The 15,369-nt window shown below is 53.3% G+C and carries 23 protein-coding genes and 1 other RNA gene; 19 read left to right on the top strand and 5 right to left on the bottom strand.

What is annotated here, in order from left to right:
- The first annotated feature begins 2 nt into the window (after window positions 1-2).
- From ACMGG5_RS00275 to ACMGG5_RS00200, 16 genes are all read left to right on the top strand, one after another.
- Window positions 3-1,148, top strand: a complete 1,146-nt coding sequence (locus ACMGG5_RS00275; RefSeq protein ID WP_016247453.1) for a DUF3383 family protein — start codon at window positions 3-5, stop codon at window positions 1,146-1,148.
- Window positions 1,149-1,159: 11 nt separating this feature from the next.
- Window positions 1,160-1,600 carry a DUF3277 family protein gene (locus tag ACMGG5_RS00270; protein WP_000257260.1) on the top strand — a complete coding sequence of 147 codons (441 nt, stop codon included), beginning with the start codon at window positions 1,160-1,162 and terminating at the stop codon, window positions 1,598-1,600.
- Window positions 1,601-1,603: 3 nt separating this feature from the next.
- A complete protein-coding gene (locus tag ACMGG5_RS00265; RefSeq protein WP_420277304.1) occupies window positions 1,604-2,056 on the top strand; it encodes a phage tail assembly chaperone in 453 nt (150 codons plus the stop codon).
- Between the two features lie 23 nt (window positions 2,057-2,079).
- The gene (locus ACMGG5_RS00260; RefSeq protein WP_023229521.1) at window positions 2,080-2,244 is read left to right on the top strand and encodes a DUF6889 family protein; all 165 of its coding nucleotides are present in this window, start codon (window positions 2,080-2,082) and stop codon (window positions 2,242-2,244) included.
- The gene (locus tag ACMGG5_RS00255; RefSeq protein ID WP_420277302.1) at window positions 2,234-4,216 is read left to right on the top strand and encodes a lytic transglycosylase; all 1,983 of its coding nucleotides are present in this window, start codon (window positions 2,234-2,236) and stop codon (window positions 4,214-4,216) included. Before ACMGG5_RS00260 ends, ACMGG5_RS00255 begins: the two co-directional genes overlap by 11 nt.
- Window positions 4,216-4,803, top strand: a complete 588-nt coding sequence (locus ACMGG5_RS00250) for a phage baseplate protein (RefSeq protein ID WP_016247449.1) — start codon at window positions 4,216-4,218, stop codon at window positions 4,801-4,803. The genes ACMGG5_RS00255 and ACMGG5_RS00250 overlap by 1 nt, the downstream gene beginning before the upstream one ends.
- Entirely contained in the window at window positions 4,803-5,105 is a 303-nt protein-coding gene (locus ACMGG5_RS00245; protein ID WP_023325699.1) for a phage baseplate plug family protein, read from the top strand. Before ACMGG5_RS00250 ends, ACMGG5_RS00245 begins: the two co-directional genes overlap by 1 nt.
- Window positions 5,106-5,107: 2 nt before the next feature.
- Window positions 5,108-6,172, top strand: a complete 1,065-nt coding sequence (locus ACMGG5_RS00240; protein ID WP_420277301.1) for a hypothetical protein — start codon at window positions 5,108-5,110, stop codon at window positions 6,170-6,172.
- Window positions 6,172-6,504, top strand: coding sequence for a hypothetical protein (locus ACMGG5_RS00235; RefSeq protein ID WP_219247243.1), 333 nt, complete (start codon window positions 6,172-6,174; stop codon window positions 6,502-6,504). Before ACMGG5_RS00240 ends, ACMGG5_RS00235 begins: the two co-directional genes overlap by 1 nt.
- Window positions 6,504-7,001, top strand: a complete 498-nt coding sequence (locus ACMGG5_RS00230) for a hypothetical protein (protein ID WP_315425522.1) — start codon at window positions 6,504-6,506, stop codon at window positions 6,999-7,001. Before ACMGG5_RS00235 ends, ACMGG5_RS00230 begins: the two co-directional genes overlap by 1 nt.
- Window positions 7,002-7,064: 63 nt before the next feature.
- On the top strand, window positions 7,065-7,817 hold the full coding sequence (locus ACMGG5_RS00225; protein ID WP_420277299.1) for a Gp138 family membrane-puncturing spike protein: 753 nt from the start codon (window positions 7,065-7,067) through the stop codon (window positions 7,815-7,817).
- Window positions 7,817-8,170, top strand: coding sequence for a hypothetical protein (locus ACMGG5_RS00220; RefSeq protein WP_023325694.1), 354 nt, complete (start codon window positions 7,817-7,819; stop codon window positions 8,168-8,170). Before ACMGG5_RS00225 ends, ACMGG5_RS00220 begins: the two co-directional genes overlap by 1 nt.
- Window positions 8,171-9,370, top strand: a complete 1,200-nt coding sequence (locus tag ACMGG5_RS00215) for a baseplate J/gp47 family protein (RefSeq protein ID WP_420277298.1) — start codon at window positions 8,171-8,173, stop codon at window positions 9,368-9,370.
- The gene (locus ACMGG5_RS00210; protein ID WP_198579104.1) at window positions 9,367-10,047 is read left to right on the top strand and encodes a DUF2612 domain-containing protein; all 681 of its coding nucleotides are present in this window, start codon (window positions 9,367-9,369) and stop codon (window positions 10,045-10,047) included. The genes ACMGG5_RS00215 and ACMGG5_RS00210 overlap by 4 nt, the downstream gene beginning before the upstream one ends.
- Window positions 10,047-11,048, top strand: coding sequence for a gp53-like domain-containing protein (locus ACMGG5_RS00205; protein ID WP_420277297.1), 1,002 nt, complete (start codon window positions 10,047-10,049; stop codon window positions 11,046-11,048). The genes ACMGG5_RS00210 and ACMGG5_RS00205 overlap by 1 nt, the downstream gene beginning before the upstream one ends.
- Before the next feature lies 1 nt (window position 11,049).
- Window positions 11,050-11,478, top strand: coding sequence for a tail fiber assembly protein (locus ACMGG5_RS00200; RefSeq protein WP_420277295.1), 429 nt, complete (start codon window positions 11,050-11,052; stop codon window positions 11,476-11,478).
- Here the strand turns inward: ACMGG5_RS00200 and ACMGG5_RS00195 are convergent.
- On the bottom strand, window positions 11,459-11,893 hold the full coding sequence (locus ACMGG5_RS00195; protein WP_420277294.1) for a tail fiber assembly protein: 435 nt from the start codon (window positions 11,891-11,893) through the stop codon (window positions 11,459-11,461). The genes ACMGG5_RS00200 and ACMGG5_RS00195 overlap by 20 nt on opposite strands.
- A gap of 4 nt (window positions 11,894-11,897) precedes the next feature.
- Entirely contained in the window at window positions 11,898-12,329 is a 432-nt protein-coding gene (locus tag ACMGG5_RS00190) for a gp53-like domain-containing protein (RefSeq protein ID WP_420277292.1), read from the bottom strand.
- Between the two features lie 29 nt (window positions 12,330-12,358).
- Here ACMGG5_RS00190 and ACMGG5_RS00185 point away from each other — a divergent pair, with 29 nt between their 5' ends.
- Window positions 12,359-12,913: a recombinase family protein gene (locus ACMGG5_RS00185; protein ID WP_420277291.1), complete on the top strand. Its 555-nt coding sequence runs from the start codon at window positions 12,359-12,361 to the stop codon at window positions 12,911-12,913.
- A 49-nt stretch (window positions 12,914-12,962) separates the two neighbouring features.
- Here ACMGG5_RS00185 and ACMGG5_RS00180 read toward each other — a convergent pair whose 3' ends face one another.
- The 3 genes from ACMGG5_RS00180 to smpB all read right to left on the bottom strand — a co-directional run bounded on the left by ACMGG5_RS00180 (window position 12,963) and on the right by smpB (window position 14,436).
- On the bottom strand, window positions 12,963-13,229 hold the full coding sequence (locus ACMGG5_RS00180; protein ID WP_000497436.1) for a DinI family protein: 267 nt from the start codon (window positions 13,227-13,229) through the stop codon (window positions 12,963-12,965).
- A 271-nt stretch (window positions 13,230-13,500) separates the two neighbouring features.
- Window positions 13,501-13,864, bottom strand: a transfer-messenger RNA (tmRNA) gene (gene ssrA / locus ACMGG5_RS00175).
- An 89-nt stretch (window positions 13,865-13,953) separates the two neighbouring features.
- On the bottom strand, window positions 13,954-14,436 hold the full coding sequence (gene smpB / locus ACMGG5_RS00170; RefSeq protein WP_008502505.1) for an SsrA-binding protein SmpB: 483 nt from the start codon (window positions 14,434-14,436) through the stop codon (window positions 13,954-13,956).
- Between the two features lie 156 nt (window positions 14,437-14,592).
- On the opposite strand from smpB, the gene ACMGG5_RS00165 reads away from it, so the two are divergent.
- Together ACMGG5_RS00165 and ACMGG5_RS00160 are read left to right on the top strand one after the other, a co-directional pair.
- Window positions 14,593-15,030: a type II toxin-antitoxin system RatA family toxin gene (locus tag ACMGG5_RS00165; protein ID WP_024908332.1), complete on the top strand. Its 438-nt coding sequence runs from the start codon at window positions 14,593-14,595 to the stop codon at window positions 15,028-15,030.
- The gene (locus ACMGG5_RS00160) at window positions 15,020-15,307 is read left to right on the top strand and encodes an RnfH family protein (RefSeq protein ID WP_023308884.1); all 288 of its coding nucleotides are present in this window, start codon (window positions 15,020-15,022) and stop codon (window positions 15,305-15,307) included. Before ACMGG5_RS00165 ends, ACMGG5_RS00160 begins: the two co-directional genes overlap by 11 nt.
- Window positions 15,308-15,369 lie beyond the last annotated feature (62 nt).

The raw sequence follows: 15,369 nt of genomic DNA, 5'->3' as shown, positions 1-15,369 counted from the left end.
TTATGCCGCAGGGATTACCTGTATCTAACGTCGTTAATGTCGACGTGATCATTGGGCCGCGTGCGGCTACTGGTCGAAACTTTGGTTCGCTGCTCATTCTCGGGAGCTCAACGGTTATCCCGGTTTCTGAGCGCATTCGCCTCTACTCATCCCCGGAAGATATCGGCACAGATTTCGGCGTGGATAGCCCGGAATATGAAGCCGCTACGGTGTATTTCTCGCAATCACCGAAACCGCAGCAGGTGTATGTCGGTCGCTGGGCTAAAACGCTGGTATCGGCTGAAAGCGGTTCGACGGAAACGCTGCTGCAGGCGGTGAACGCCGTTCTGAATTACACGAACTGGTACGGTCTGGCCGTGGCTGACGATGAAGATATCGACGATGCCGACTGGCTGAGCGTGGCCGCTGCGATTGAGGCCTCCAGTCTCAGCCGAATTCTGGCGATTACCACTGCAGAGCCTGAGACGGTAAACGCGACCTCCACTACCGACCTGGCTTATAAGCTGAAGGCGGCAAAATACGCTCGCACGTTTGTGCAGTATTCCACCAGCAGCAAGTACGCCGCACTGTCTGCATTTGGTCGCGCGTTCACGGTGAATTTCAACGGCAGCAACACCACCATTACCCTGAAATTCAAGCAGGAGCCGGGGATCACCTATGAAACCCTGACCACCAATCAGGCGGCGGCGCTGGATGCCAAAAACTGCAACGTATTTGTGTACTACCAGAACGATACGGCCATCCTGCAGCAGGGCGTAATGTCCAGCGGTGATTTCTTCGACGAACGCCACGGGCTCGACTGGCTGCAGAACTACGTTCAGACCAACCTGTACAACCTGCTCTACACCAGCACAACCAAAGTCCCACAGACCGATGCTGGCGTTACGCGCCTGCTTTCCAATGTTGAACAGTCGATGGATCAGTCCGTCACGAACGGGCTGGTGGCTGCTGGCGTATGGAACGGTGGCCCGATTGGGCAGCTGGATTCCGGCGACACGCTGACAAAAGGCTATTACGTCTACGCGCAGCCGATTTCCGAGCAGGCGCAGGCAGACCGTGAAGCACGTAAGGCACCGGTTATTCAGGTGGCCTGTAAGCTGGCGGGTGCGGTTCATTTCGCTGATGTGCAGATCAACGTCGTTCGCTAAGGAGAACATGAATGGCTACTTATTCTTTTATGGACGTCACGGCGTCCCTCTCCGGCCCGACCGGTGAGATTGATCTGGGCTACGGTTCCGCCAGTTCAGAGGAGGGGATCACCGTTGCAATGGGCGGCCCCAAAAATACCATGACCATCGGCGCTGACGGCGAAGTGATGCACAGCCTGCACGCGGATAAAAGCGGCACGGTAACCGTCAACCTGCTGAAGACCTCGCCGACAAACAAAAAGCTGTCGCTGGCGTACAACGCGCAGAGTCAGTCCTCAGGTACCTGGGGAAACAACGTCATTGTGATCCGCAACAAGGTGAGCGGAGACATCATCACGGCGCGCAGCGTGGCGTTCCAGAAACAGCCGGATAACGCCAACGCTAAAGCCGGTAATACGATGCCCTGGGTGTTTGACTGCGGCAAAATCGACCAGGTTCTCGGAGAGTTTTAACAGATGGAATGCTCAATCAAAGGCCACGATTACCGCGTGGCAAAACTCAGCGTTTTTGACCAGCTGAAAGTGACCCGCAAACTGCTGCCGGTGCTGGCGGGCATGATGTCAGATTTCGGGAGCATTCGCTCCCAGCTGCCTGCTGATGGCAAAATCGACACCGTGAAATTCGATCAGCTGAAACCGGTTTTTGAAACCCTGCTCCCGCGCATCGCTGAGGAACTGTCTTCCCTGACTGAAGAAGATACCAACGCGATTATTCATCCGTGCCTGGCCGTGGTATCACGCAAGCACATGGACGGATGGACGCCGGTATTCAACAGCGGTCAGCTGATGTTCGATGATATCGACCTGCTGACCATGCTGCAGCTGGTGGCGCGGGTGGTCGCCGATTCACTGGGAAATTTTTTGCCCGTGAGCCCTACCAGCGCGACGCCGGACCAGCCTCAGGGTTAACCCTCAACAGCCTGCCTGACGGGCTGTCTTATCTCCTTGACCCGGTTGACGCCGGGTTAATCCCTTATTACGCGCTGAAGGATGGATCAGTCGATCTGTGCGATATCGCGCTGATGAATGACCACCTGGCCGTTAAGGCAGACAACCAGCGCCGTATTGAGAAATGGAGAGAGGATAATGAACGCTGAGACTATTAAAGATTTCCTCGTCTCGCTCGGATTCGATATCGATGAAGCGGGCGCGTCAAAGTTCGACTCTGTTCTCGCCGGCACAACCGCAAACGCCATCAAAATGGGGCTGGCCGTCGAAGGTGCCGCGCTTACCGTGGTGGCCTTCACGGCTAAGATCGCCTCGGGGCTGGATAATCTCTACTGGGCGTCACAGCGCACCGGCGCGACGGTTCAGGGGATTCAGTCTATTGGCTATGCGGTTTCGCAGGTGGGCGGCAGCGTGGACGCGGCGCGCACCTCTCTGGAAAGCCTCTCCCGGTTTGTTCGTAACAATCCCGGCGCGGAAGGCTTCCTGAATCGCCTGGGCGTACAGACCCGTGACGCCAGCGGCAACATGCGCGACATGGCCGCTATCTTTACGGGTGTCGGCCAGAAGCTCAGCAGCATGCCGTATTACCGGGCTAACCAGTATGCGCAGATGCTGGGTATTGACGAAAATACCCTCATGGCGATGCGCCGGGGTGTGGGCGGTTTCTCCGGGCAGTACAGCGCAATGGCGAAAGCTATCGGCTTCAATGCTGACGAGGCGGCCAGAAGCTCCAACAAATTCATGACCTCCCTGCGCGAGTTCGGCGCGATGGCAGGCATGGCCCGTGACAAAATCGGCTCTAATCTTGCTGGTGGTCTGGCGGGTTCGCTGGACACGCTGCGCCGCCACATCCTCGATAACTTCCCGCGCATCGAGCAGACCCTGACGAAAGCCATAAAAGGCATTCTGGCGCTTGGGGACATTATCGGACGGCTATTCTTCCGGCTTATTGAGGGGACATCCAGCCTTATCAACTGGTGGCAATCGCTGGATAAGCAAACGCGGGATCTGATCTCGTTGTTCGGCGCGCTGACGATTGCGCTGCGCATTCTGAACAGTACGTTCTGGATGTCGCCGATTGGCCTCATTACCGCGCTGGCGGCGGGGATTGCCCTTCTGTGGGAGGACTATCAGACCTGGAAGGAAGGCGGGGACAGCCTGATTGACTGGGGCAAGTGGAAGCCGGAAGTAGACGCCGCGCTGAAGATGGTTCGTGACCTTAAAACGACCGTTAACGAACTGGCGAAAGCGCTGGCGAAACTGCTCAATATTGACCCCAAATCATGGTCCCTGAAGTGGGATTTCAGCAACTTTATCGACCAGATGGGCGAGTTCAGCAAAATGCTGAATATGATCGCCGACCTGCTTAACGCCATTAAAGATGGCCGCTGGGCTGATGCCGCCAGCATCGGCAAACAGATGCTTAATCAGGGCAGCGAAAATCCGTCAGCGATGCCGATGGTAACAGACAGCGCCAACGGTACCGCCGACTGGATTAAAGAGCACTGGGGATTCGATCCTCGCAGCGTGGGCCGAACGGTGCGCGGCTGGTTTGGTGATGATGAGCCAGATCAGATAGGACAGGCTGCAAAGCGAGGCGAACGGAACAATAATCCCGGAAACCTTAATTTTGCTGGTCAGGCGGGGGCTGAGCTTGAGCGCCCCGGCGGCAGGTTTGCCCGATTCGAAACCGCCTTTGATGGCTTGCGCGCTCTTTCGCGCCAGCTCTTGCTGTATGCCGGGAGAGGGATAAACAGCGTGGAGAAAATTATCTCCACCTGGGCGCCCGCTTCCGACAATAACAACACAGCAGCCTATATACAGGCGGTTTCCCAACGTCTGGGAGTAAATCCGCAGGCCGCTTTAAATATTAACGACCCACAAACGATGTCGGCATTAATGAGTAGCATTATTCACCATGAGAATGGGCGAAACATCTATTCGAAGGAGTTAATCGGGAAGGCTGCCGTCGCGGGAATTGGCGGGGCGAACGTGAACCAGCAAAACACTTACCACATCTACGGTGGTGGTGACCCGCGTTCTGTCGGTACCGAGGTCGAGCGTCGGCAGCAGTCGGCAAACGCCCAGGTAATGCGCGGTAATCAAACGAAGGTGGGCTAATGGATATTCTCTCTACGCTCTTTCAGCAGCAGAGCCGAAAAATAGGGATGATTGTCCCCAGCGTGGTTGTTTCTGAGAAGCATACCGACACGCTGGAGATAACCGAGCATCCTGTCGAGGTCGGGGCCGCTATCGCCGACCATGCCTACAAAAAACCGTCTGAAGTGGTGATGGAGGTCGGTTTCGCTGGTGGCGGATCGTTGCTGGATTTTGCCAGTAACCTGACGGCTACCAGCCTGCTCGGTCTGAGTCCCCAGCAGACGTATCAGGAGATACTCGACCTGCAGGCGAGCCGTATTCCTTTCGATGTGGTGACCGGCAAACGGCTGTACAGCAACATGCTGATCCGCGCGCTGGAAGTGACGACAGACAAGACAACCGAAAACGTCCTGTCTGCCGTCCTCACCCTGAGGGAGGTTCTTATCTCGCAGACGCAGCAGATCACCGTCGCGGATAAAACCAACATGAAGGACGGGGCCAGCACGTCGGCGGTACTGAATACCGGCAACAAAACCACAAAGCCGCCAAATACCTCGCTGCTGAAAAGCATCACGGGTAACGCGGCGTCATTACTGGGGCTCGGCTAATGGCAATTCAGGAAATCCCGCTGACAGCGGATAACCAGCAATTCAGCATCATCCTGGCGGGGACCACCTGGCGGATTAGCATCATATGGCGCGATCTGTACTGGATTATGGATCTGCAGAACGACAGAGGGGAGCCGGTAATCTCCGGTATTCCTCTCGTCACCGGCGCTGACCTGCTGGCGCAGTACGGCTATATGGGCCTCGGCTTTAAGCTGGTGGTGGTCTGTGATGACAGCACACAGGATTACCCGACGAAAACCGACCTGGGCGGCCGCAGTCATTTACTGGTATCAACGGAGTAAGCATGTCACAGAACTGGATGAGACATTTCGAGCTGCAGCTCTTGGACGAGAACGGGCAGGGTATTGAGCTCAGCGATTTTAAAGTGACCTTTACGATCGACTGGTTCAACATCAGCAGCGCGTCGCGGGTGGGTACGTTCAAAATCTACAACCTGTCAGCTGATACGGTGAACCGCATCACCGGGAAGGAGTTTTCGAAAGTGCGGCTGATTGCCGGTTACGACGGTATCGCGCCGGAGGTGTCGGCAAGCGACGTCGGGACCGTGCGCGAAGTCGACGCGGCGGACGTGGGCCAGAGCGATGGCCGCAACTACGGTCTGATTTTCAGCGGCGAAATTCGCTACTCAGTCACCGGTAAAGACAGCCCTATTGATTCCTACGTCCTGATTCAGGCAGCCGATACGGACCTGGCTTTTGCCACAAGCATAACCTCGCAGACGCTGGCAGCCGGTTACACGGTAGCAGACGTGAACCGCGCGCTGATGAAAGACTTCGAGGCCAAAGGCGCGACCGAAGGCCTGACGCCTGAAATGCCTGCTACTGTGTTCCCCCGGGGCCGGGTACTGTTCGGCATGACTCGGCATCTTATGGATAACGTGGCCGGACAATGTGGCGCAACATGGCAGTTCGTGGACGGGCAGCGCCAGATGGTGGCGAATAACGAGTATGTTCACGACGCGATTGTGCTCAATAGCGCCACCGGGCTTATCGGCATGCCGCAGCAGACCATCGGCAATGGCGTAAACGTCCGCGCGCTGATTAACCCGAATATCCGGGTTAACGGGCTTATTCAGCTGGATCAGGCTTCCGTGTATCGCACCGCGCTGTCGAACAACGATATCGCTATGGCTGGTGGGCAGATCACCGACCAGAACACAGACGGAAATATCACGCTCAGCGGCACCACGGCGCAGCCTGCCAGCATCGCAACGGATGGCGTTTATATTGTGCGCGGGATTATGTACACTGGCGACACAAGGGGCCAGGCGTGGTACATGGATATGATGTGCGAAGCGCGTGGTGCGGCGGATCTTGTTTCCTCATCAGCGAGGGAAAGAGGGCTTTAATGAAACGGTTCTGTTTGGCGTTAGTTATGATGGTTACTGCTCCGGCGATGGCTGCAATTCAGTGCGGCAATTACACGATGACCGGTGACGGAATGACTGTTATTAACGGTGAAACTGTCACATCACAGAAGATAAAATTTCTGGGAAAAGATGGTGACTACTCAAACATGAAAATGGACATGGGCCTGATGCCTTCGCGTGATGGTAACAATTACGGCTTTGAGTTTGTGAAGCGTAACGGAAAAGCTTTCCTGAACGTCCAACTGCTGCAGAACAGCATGGACGCGCCGAAAATCATCGGATCTTTCCCGTGTAAAAAGGTTGATGGCTAATGACCGAAGAAACTAATCCACTTGATTCGTTTGTAGAGCCTGATTTTGAAAAGGTGCTTGGAGGCATCGACCCCAAACTCGTATCATCTTTTTTCAATTATTTTTCCCGTTTTGAACATGCTTTAAAAATGCGCGGTTTAAAAAGAGTCCAAAGGGGCTATATTACCGGTGTTGAGTGGGGGAATTATTCTCCGGCGATCGTTTATCCTACAAAAATTAAAGCTATTGATGGCGCTGTAGAATATTTGTGCCGTGAGCCAGTGAAAAGACAAAAGGAAGACCTCTCCTGGGAAGCTGCGCCAGTTATAGCTACGGTAACGTTTGACGATGCTTTGCAGCAGGTTCCCTTTATCCGGAATAACCTATTCCACGGTGGAAAATACCTCAAGCCTGACGCGAAAAGGGATAATTCATTATTGGAAGCTTCAATCGTTTTGATTAAGGCCTGTTTGATTAGCGACCCCGCGTTACTTCACGAATTTAATTACCACCGTTAGATAGTCGCACTTAATAAAATGAACCCGCCACCCGGCGGGTTTTTGCTTTCTGGAGCCGACCAAATGGCAGTATCTGACCAGACCCGCAGCGGCGACCTTGCCGAAACATTCAAATCTGAGCGGGAAACCACAAAGAATCAGATCCGAGTCGCTTTGCCTGGCATCGTCCAGTCGTTCGATCCTGACGCGGTGACGGCGGTTGTGCAGCCTGCTATCCGTTCGGTTGAAACTGATAACGACGGGAACCGTATTACCAAAAATTACCCGCTGCTGGTGGATGTGCCGGTGGTGTTTCCGCGCGGCGGGGGATGCACGCTAACGTTCCCGGTTAAAGCCGGTGATGAATGCCTGGTGATTTTCGCCGATCGCTGTATCGATTTCTGGTGGCAGAACGGCGGGGTGCAGGAGCCTGTCGACGATCGGGTGCATGACTTATCGGATGCGTTCTGTATCGTCGGGCCGCAGTCACAGGCGCAGAAAATCAGCGGAATCAGCACGGGGGCCGCTCAGCTGCGCAGCGACGACGGAAGCACGTTCTTTGAGCTCAACCCCACTACGCAGAAAATTAAAATCGTAGCGCCTGGCGGTCTGGATGTAGTTACCCCGCAGGCCGACTTCTCGGCGAAAGTTACCATTCACGGGCTCCTGTCCTGGCTGGGTGGAATGGTGGGTTCTGTTGCTTCTGGCGTTGCATCCAAAATCACCGGTGCTGTCGAGTTTATCGGTACCGTTAAAGCTAACGGCAAGTCAATCGATGATACGCACACTCACGGCGGCGTGCAGCACGGCACCAGCAACACAGACGGGGTGAACTGATGCGATACAGACGTGAAGACGCCGACGGTGATTACACCTTTGGCAGCGGCGATGATACCTGGCTGATTAACTCACCGGAGGCCGTGGCGCAGGCGGTAAAAACGCGATTCGAATTGTGGTATGGGCAATGGTTTCTCGACACCACCGAGGGGACTCCGTGGATTCAGTCCGTACTCGGTAAGCAGAAGCCGGAAACCTACAACCTGGCGATCCGTAAGCGCATCCTCGAAACGCGGGGTGTTAAATCCATCCTCTCTTTCAATACGACAGTGAACACTACGACGCGCCGCGTCCAGTTCTTCGCTGAAATCGACACCATCTACGGAACAACGACAGTAACCAGCGAGGCATAAATGGCCCTCAATTTGGACACACTCGGCTTATCGGCAACGGTAACCGCTGAGGGGATCAGTGCGCCTGATTACCAGACGATACTCGATACCCTGACGAGCTATTTCCAGCAGATTTATGGCAGTGACGCTTATCTGGAGCCGGACAGCAAAGACGGCCAGATGGTAGCGCTGGTGGCTCTGGCTATTCACGATGCCAATAACACAGCCATCTCCGTTTATAACTGCTTTTCACCTGCAACAGGTTACGGCGCCGCGCTGACCAGCAACGTAAAAATTAACGGTATCGCGCGCCGGGGGGCGACGAACTCTACCGTGGATCTGGTTTTGACCGGTACTGCCGGGACGTCCATCACAAACGGTACTGTGAAAGACACGAATAACGTGATCTGGCGACTTCCTGCCTCGGTGACGATCGGTGTCGGCGGTACCGTGACGGTAACTGCAACCTGTTCAAACAGCGGAGCGGTTGCGGCGCTGGCCGGGACGATTACCACTATCAACACGCCGACTCGTGGCTGGGCATCTGTAACCAACCCGGCAGCGGCCACCGTAGGCGCACCGGCTGAAACCGACGCAGAGCTGCGCATCAGGCAGGGGCAAAGCGTAGCGCTACCATCCCTCACACCGTTTGAAGGGGTCGACGGTGCGATCGCCAACGTTGCAGGCGTGACACGTCACAAGCTCTACGAGAATGATACTGGTGCTATCGACAGCAACGGGCTGCCGCCTCATTCCATTTCCGCCATCGTCGATGGAGGTGATGTTACCGAGATAGCCCAGACAATCAGGGGAAACAAAGGGCAGGGAACAGCCACCTATGGGACGACATCTGTCACGGTACCGGACACCTACGGCAACCCACACGTGATCAGCTTTTCTCGGTCTACTGATGTGCCAATTTATGGACATATCACCTTGAAGGCATTCACCGGCTACACGTCGCAAATTGGCGTACAGATTCAGCAGGCCGTCGCGGATTACATCAACGGGCTGACCATCGGCGACGATGTGCTGCTGAGCAGGATTTATTCTCCGGCGAACCTCGGCGTAGTGAGTGGCGGCAATGCGCGCTACTACGACATACAGGAGCTGCTGATTGGCAAATCAGCCGGTAGCGTAGCGGCGGCAAACATCATTATCGCCTACAACGAATCCGCGTCGTGTAAACCCGAAAACATTGTTCTAACGGTGACGTCATGAGCAAGTACACGGACTTAATCACAAACTATCACGCCACGAAGCCGAAATTTTTTGATCACGTCGACCTGAGCACGCGGCCACTGATTGATATCACCGGCGCCACCCGGGGGCTGGTAAGCGCTTTCGACATTGATACCGCCGTCGGTGTCCAGCTCGATACGCTCGGCCTCTGGATTGGTCGCAGTCGCATCGTCAGTCAGCCGATAAGCGGGGTGTATTTTAGCTGGGACACTGACGGGCTCGGATATGACCAGGGCGTATGGCAAGGCCCGTATGATCCTGATGCAGGCTATACCACGCTGAGCGATACCACCTATCGCATCGTTCTTAAGGCAAAAATAGCCATCAACAACTGGGACGGCCGCAATGATTCGTTGCCTCCCATCCTTGATGCTGCAACTGCAGGCTCAGGCCTGAAGATGCAAATCGTTGACAACCAGGACATGACGATCTCGGTCTGGGTATTTCCCGAGACTGATATTTCAAATGTGTCCCTCGAACTGATCGCCGCTATCAAACAGGGCTATCTCACCGTTAAAGCAGCTGGCGTATGGGCCGGTGACGTGGAAACGCCCTCGGTAGAGGCACCATCCGAGGGCTCTAAATTCTTTGGTTTTGATATGGATAACGAATACATCGGCGGGTTCGATGTTGGAGCATGGGAGACAATACTCTAATGGCAATAAATAACTTTAAACCATTCGCGACAGCAGCAAATGCTAACGTGATGTCGCAGGCTGACTGGGAAGGACTTCCGGCCCTGCTCTCTGGTTTTACTTCAGGTAAGGCGGCCAGCGCAGAGGTAAATAAGGCAATCCGGCAGGCCAGTTTTATCGCGGCGGCGTTGGCGCAGTACACCGCCAACAAAAGTGGTCTGGATGTGCTTGATGATGCTGATTTGAACGGGTTCATTACCAAAATGACCACTGCGTTTGGTAAGGATTTCCAGGCGCTTGATGCCACGCTGACGGCACTTGCCGGCCTCGCTACAGGAGCAAACAAGCTTCCGTATTTCACCGGGGCAGATACCGCGGCACAAACTGACCTTACGCAGATCGGTCGGGACGTTATCGGTCAGACAACCGTGGCGAACCTTCTCACATACCTCCATTTAGAAAGATTGGACCAGGACACCAGCGAAACCCGTATCTGGTCCCCGGATCGGAAATCATATATTTTTGTGCAAAACGGCATTTGGGGAGCATATTCGATAAATTCCCCGGCGGGGAATATTGCACTGCAATTAGCATCCGGCGGCACGGGTGCTAAAGATGCACCTGGAGCACGTACTAACCTTGGGTTGGGTAATTCAGCTACGCGCGATGTTGGAACAACTGCTAATACCGTAGCGGCGGGTAATGATAGCCGTATCGTTAACGCCGTACAGCATAGCGAATTTACATCCGGATCTGGTTGGGTTCGTTTCCCTGATGGAACCATTATTCAGACGGGAACGTCAGTCGTTGGGCCGCTTGCATCACCAACAGCCATTTCATTTCCAATTCCCTTTACTCAGATGGGTTACAAAGTCACCACATCTTTTGATCAGGCTTCTGGTACTTCAAACGATTGCCCTAGTTTTGCGGTCTCTCCACAAGCGGTAAATTGGGCTTATTTTATGAGTTCACGAACTAATGGTGTAAACGCCGGGTGTAACTGGATAGCGGTAGGTAAATAAAATGAAATATATTTTCGATGCTAAAACGAATGCGTTTTATCCTGTTGAACTGAAGGATAGTTATATTGAGAAAGGGCTATGGCCTGAATATGGCGTAGAAATTGATGAAGAAACATTTTCCGAGTTTCAGACACCACCAACAGGAAAAATGAGGATTGCGGGAAAGGATGATTATCCTGCATGGGCTGATGTTCCTCCTCCGACTCATGACGAACTGGTAGTAATGGCGGATGCACAAAAACAATCGCTTATTGATGAGGCAAACGAACACATCAACAGCAAACAATGGCCTGGTAAGGCAGCAATCGGAAGGCTCAAAGGGGATGCATTAACACAGTATGGGCTGTGGTTGGATTACCTTGATGCACTGGAGGCCGTTGACACCTCCAGCGTACCTGACATCGAGTGGCCTACACCGCCGGTGGATTAGGCCAGGTAATATCTGGTGCAGTGGAAGTATCCACCCGCATCAGTAATATTCGATATTTTTTCCACTCACTGAGCGACGTAATTTCCTGTTCTGTGGCAATTCCGACATCATTAGCATCTTGCCGCCAAGCAATCTCAGAGTCAGCTTTTGCACGCAGCGTAGCTTTCATGTTCTCTGCATCTGCTATTTGCTGCTCTGGTGAAAGCGGCGGCTCATTTATCCACTCAAGAGATCCAGAAATCATCGAGAGCATTTTCCCGACAGGTTTATTACCGCCGTTATACTTCTCCGCATCTTTATCACTAATTTCTATGCCGTCACTCGGCCAACTTCCAGCCTCAACGTAACTGTCGTATAAGGCTGCGTTGTAAATTGTATTTTCTAATGGACTGTAAACACTTTTAATTTTGCTCATTTTCTTATCGTCCTTTCGCTATATAGCAAAGGTTAAAACCACCACTACCTGACATACGTCCTGTAAAGCCAGTTCTTGAAGTACCAACTGAGTTAACTCCATAAGCAGGCATGGTTGTTGGGGAAAGCAGTGATTCCTGGATATCTGCCATTGTCAAAGTAATGGATTCAACTCGCGCGGGGAAAGGCACCGGGAAAACAACATTCGTTCCAGTCTGTCCATTAGCGAAACCGAAAACGCCCCATTGTGTGATTACCCCATCTGGCCCCTTGCTCCATCCAGATTTTGTACTCACCCATGAAGTCCCCGATTCTGAATAGCCAGTTGTAAAACTATTCATATCGGGGATCTGATTTGCTCCCGTTCCCACATCTCGCTGTGCCGCTGTTTTCAAACCGAGGTTTAAGAGAATGAATATTTCCTCCTTGTCTGGCATTGTTTCGGCTTTTGCCTGGAGGGAAAGGTGTGCTTATTGGCTACGTGAGGGTGTCAACAAATGACCAGAACACCGCATTGCAGAGAAATGCGCTCGATTGCGCAGGATGTGAGCTGATTTTTGAAGATAAGATGAGCGGTAAGACATCCGAAAGACCAGGGCTCAAAAAGGTACTCCGGACGCTATCAGAGGGCGACACGCTGGTGGTCTGGAAGCTCGATCGGCTCGGCAGAAGCATGCGGCATCTTGTCGTTCTGGTGGAGGAACTTCGAGAACGAGGGATTAATTTTCGCAGCCTGACCGACAGCATAGACACGTCTACCCCGATGGGGAGATTCTTCTTTCATGTTATGGGCGCGCTGGCAGAAATGGAAAGAGAGCTCATTGTTGAGCGTACCCGTGCAGGATTAGCAGCTGCGCGAGCAGAGGGGAGGATAGGCGGCCGCAGGCCAAAACTGACGGATGAGCAGTGGGCGCAAGCAGGGAGATTGATCGCTGCAGGGGAGACGCGCCAGCGCGTGGCAATTATTTACGATGTCGGAGTTTCGACACTCTACCGAAAATTCCCTGTAGGTAGTGGTTAGACATGATGCAGGCCGCCGGTGATAATGTAGCTGGCAGCCTGCACAATTTTTACAGCCCAACCTGGCGAACAGTCGGGAACTCAGATACCAGCCACATATCGGCCTCTTCAAACATATCCTCCAGCATGCGGTTCAGCTTTTCCCGATCGCTTTTGCTGGCATCGCTATTCAGGCCGTTTGCCTGCATCGGCTTCACCCTCACTTCGGCATCAGGGAAGATCTGGTGCACTCGCTTCGTCAGCTCTGCCAGGATTATCTCTCTGGCCCCTTCAAGTCCCTCTACATTTCGCTTGTCATAAACCAGTTCAACGAACATAAAAGCCTCCGGAAAACCACTGTGGTTGCATACAGTATTTTTACTGTAAAAATAAACAGTGTCAAGGCGAGCGCAGCGCGAGGAAGGGAAGTGTTTTTGTTACCCTTAGTTACAAATAGAAAAACCCCAGACCGTGAGATCTGGGGTTCTTTTAAAGTGCACGTGCATTTCACGTGCATTTTTTTGTCTTTTCTCGGTCTGCGCTCTGTCTGGTCAGAGTCCGTAAGTGGCTGTTTTTATTGCCGCTGTCCGGGTGCAGTCCTATCAAAAGTGGTGGAGCTGGCGGGAGTTGAACCCGCGTCCGAAATTTCTACATCCTCGGTACTACATGCTTAGTTTGTCTTTACATTCGCACGCCAGCTGCGGACAGACACGCCACTAACGAACTAGCCTGATTAGTTTTAACGCTTCAACCCCAGGCAGGGCTTCCACGCGATCTCTTTTGGGTTTGACCTCTCTTTGATCCCCGTCTTAAGAGCGGAAGCTAGGGAGAGAGGGCTCAGAGCAGGTTATTAAGCTGCTAAAGCGTAGTTTTCGTCGTTTGCGACTATTTTTTTGCGGCTTTTAACGAGGCAAACCGCCCCTCGGCATGCACCTTGGGTTTCGCAAATCCCGTCGAATCCAGAATCAGCCCCAATAGTGTTGAACTAAGTATACCAGATTTCACTTCCTGGATACCAGCCCGGAACGCTAACTTATTGAATAGTACAATAAGTGTGCAGAATCAACGTCCTGCGTTTTTCATGATGCGTGCTTTGTCGAGCTGCCATTCGCGCTCTTTCAGGTCAGTACGTTTGTCGTGCTGTTTTTTACCCTTCGCGACGCCAACTTTCACTTTGCACCAGGCGTTTTTCCAGTACAGCGACAGGGCGACCACGGTGAAACCTTCACGGTTAATGCGTCCGTAGAGGGATTCCAGCTCACGCTTGTTCAGCAGCAGCTTGCGGGTGCGCGTAGGGTCACACACGTAGTGTGAGGAGGCGACGGTCAGCGGCGTAAAGTTCGCGCCGAACAGGAAGGCTTCGCCATCTTTCAGGATCACGTAGCTATCGCCGATGTTGGCTTTCCCGGCGCGCAGCGATTTTACTTCCCAGCCCTGCAACGCAAGGCCAGCTTCGAATTCTTCTTCAATGAAATACTCGTGGCGAGCACGCTTGTTGAGCGCAATGGTCGCCGAGCCTGGTTTATGTGCTTTTTTCTTCGTCATAAGTGTCGTAAAGCCGTCGGTAATCTGATTTCAAAAAGTCACCTCATTGCGTCCTGTGAGGTCTAACGCGCTATCTTAGCACGAGATGAGGCTTAGCGTTTTTTTAACAGGTGATAAATGTTATTATTTGTCCGTTGTGTGACCATGGGAAATGCTATGCCTCAGATTAGCCGTACTGCGCTTGTGCCTTACAGCGCGGAACAAATGTATCAGTTAGTGAACGATGTTCAGTCTTATCCTGAATTTATTCCGGGATGCACCGGGAGCCGCGTTCTGGAGTCCGGCCCGACGCAGATGACCGCGGCGGTGGACGTCTCCAAAGCGGGGATCAGCAAGACGTTCACCACCCGCAATACGCTGACCAGCAATCAGAGTATTTTGATGCATCTGGTAGATGGTCCGTTTAAAACCCTGATGGGAGGCTGGAAGTTTACGCCGCTGAGCGCTGACGCCTGCCGCATCGAGTTCCAGCTGGACTTTGAATTTACCAATAAGCTGATTGAGCTGGCGTTTGGCCGCATCTTTAAAGAGCTGGCGTCCAATATGGTTCAGGCGTTCACCACCCGCGCCAAAGAGGTTTACAGTGTCGCATAAGATAGCTGTAGAAGTGGTGTACGCATTGCCGGAGAAACAGTACCTGCAGCGCGTGACGCTGGAAGAGGGAGCAACCGTTGAGGCAGCTATCCGCGCGTCCGGCATCCTTGAGCTTCGCAGCGATATCGACCTGGCGAAAAATAAGGTCGGGATTTACAGCCGTCCAGTGAAGCTGGGTGATGTGCTGAAAGAGGGCGATCGGGTGGAGATTTATCGTCCGCTGATTGCCGACCCGAAAGAGCTGCGTCGTCAGCGTGCGGAGAAGGCGGGTAAGTAGCGTGTTTTCCCCTCACCCTGACCCTCTCCCCAAAGGGGCGAGGGGATAAAAGAAATACAAAA

The organism is Enterobacter sp. BNK-34 (assembly GCF_048684445.1).
GTDB lineage: Bacteria > Pseudomonadota > Gammaproteobacteria > Enterobacterales > Enterobacteriaceae > Enterobacter > Enterobacter pseudoroggenkampii.
The sequence above is the reverse complement of the archived record's forward strand: the minus strand, read 5'-3'. Positions and strand labels throughout refer to the sequence as shown.

What these genes read in the sequence shown, in the direction of transcription:
- ACMGG5_RS00235 (WP_219247243.1), top strand. Translation starts at nt 6,172, where the DNA reads ATGAAACGGTTCTGTTTGGCGTTAGTTATGATGGTTACTGCTCCGGCG.
- ACMGG5_RS00195 (WP_420277294.1), bottom strand. Translation starts at nt 11,893, where the DNA reads ATGAGCAAAATTAAAAGTGTTTACAGTCCATTAGAAAATACAATTTAC.
- ACMGG5_RS00205 (WP_420277297.1), top strand. Translation starts at nt 10,047, where the DNA reads ATGGCAATAAATAACTTTAAACCATTCGCGACAGCAGCAAATGCTAAC.
- ACMGG5_RS00240 (WP_420277301.1), top strand. Translation starts at nt 5,108, where the DNA reads ATGTCACAGAACTGGATGAGACATTTCGAGCTGCAGCTCTTGGACGAG.
- ACMGG5_RS00275 (WP_016247453.1), top strand. Translation starts at nt 3, where the DNA reads ATGCCGCAGGGATTACCTGTATCTAACGTCGTTAATGTCGACGTGATC.
- ACMGG5_RS00165 (WP_024908332.1), top strand. Translation starts at nt 14,593, where the DNA reads ATGCCTCAGATTAGCCGTACTGCGCTTGTGCCTTACAGCGCGGAACAA.
- ACMGG5_RS00265 (WP_420277304.1), top strand. Translation starts at nt 1,604, where the DNA reads ATGGAATGCTCAATCAAAGGCCACGATTACCGCGTGGCAAAACTCAGC.
- ACMGG5_RS00215 (WP_420277298.1), top strand. Translation starts at nt 8,171, where the DNA reads ATGGCCCTCAATTTGGACACACTCGGCTTATCGGCAACGGTAACCGCT.
- ACMGG5_RS00250 (WP_016247449.1), top strand. Translation starts at nt 4,216, where the DNA reads ATGGATATTCTCTCTACGCTCTTTCAGCAGCAGAGCCGAAAAATAGGG.
- ACMGG5_RS00245 (WP_023325699.1), top strand. Translation starts at nt 4,803, where the DNA reads ATGGCAATTCAGGAAATCCCGCTGACAGCGGATAACCAGCAATTCAGC.
- ACMGG5_RS00255 (WP_420277302.1), top strand. Translation starts at nt 2,234, where the DNA reads ATGAACGCTGAGACTATTAAAGATTTCCTCGTCTCGCTCGGATTCGAT.
- ACMGG5_RS00225 (WP_420277299.1), top strand. Translation starts at nt 7,065, where the DNA reads ATGGCAGTATCTGACCAGACCCGCAGCGGCGACCTTGCCGAAACATTC.
- smpB (WP_008502505.1), bottom strand. Translation starts at nt 14,436, where the DNA reads ATGACGAAGAAAAAAGCACATAAACCAGGCTCGGCGACCATTGCGCTC.
- ACMGG5_RS00180 (WP_000497436.1), bottom strand. Translation starts at nt 13,229, where the DNA reads ATGTTCGTTGAACTGGTTTATGACAAGCGAAATGTAGAGGGACTTGAA.
- ACMGG5_RS00270 (WP_000257260.1), top strand. Translation starts at nt 1,160, where the DNA reads ATGGCTACTTATTCTTTTATGGACGTCACGGCGTCCCTCTCCGGCCCG.
- ACMGG5_RS00200 (WP_420277295.1), top strand. Translation starts at nt 11,050, where the DNA reads ATGAAATATATTTTCGATGCTAAAACGAATGCGTTTTATCCTGTTGAA.
- ACMGG5_RS00220 (WP_023325694.1), top strand. Translation starts at nt 7,817, where the DNA reads ATGCGATACAGACGTGAAGACGCCGACGGTGATTACACCTTTGGCAGC.
- ACMGG5_RS00190 (WP_420277292.1), bottom strand. Translation starts at nt 12,329, where the DNA reads ATGCCAGACAAGGAGGAAATATTCATTCTCTTAAACCTCGGTTTGAAA.
- ACMGG5_RS00230 (WP_315425522.1), top strand. Translation starts at nt 6,504, where the DNA reads ATGACCGAAGAAACTAATCCACTTGATTCGTTTGTAGAGCCTGATTTT.
- ACMGG5_RS00210 (WP_198579104.1), top strand. Translation starts at nt 9,367, where the DNA reads ATGAGCAAGTACACGGACTTAATCACAAACTATCACGCCACGAAGCCG.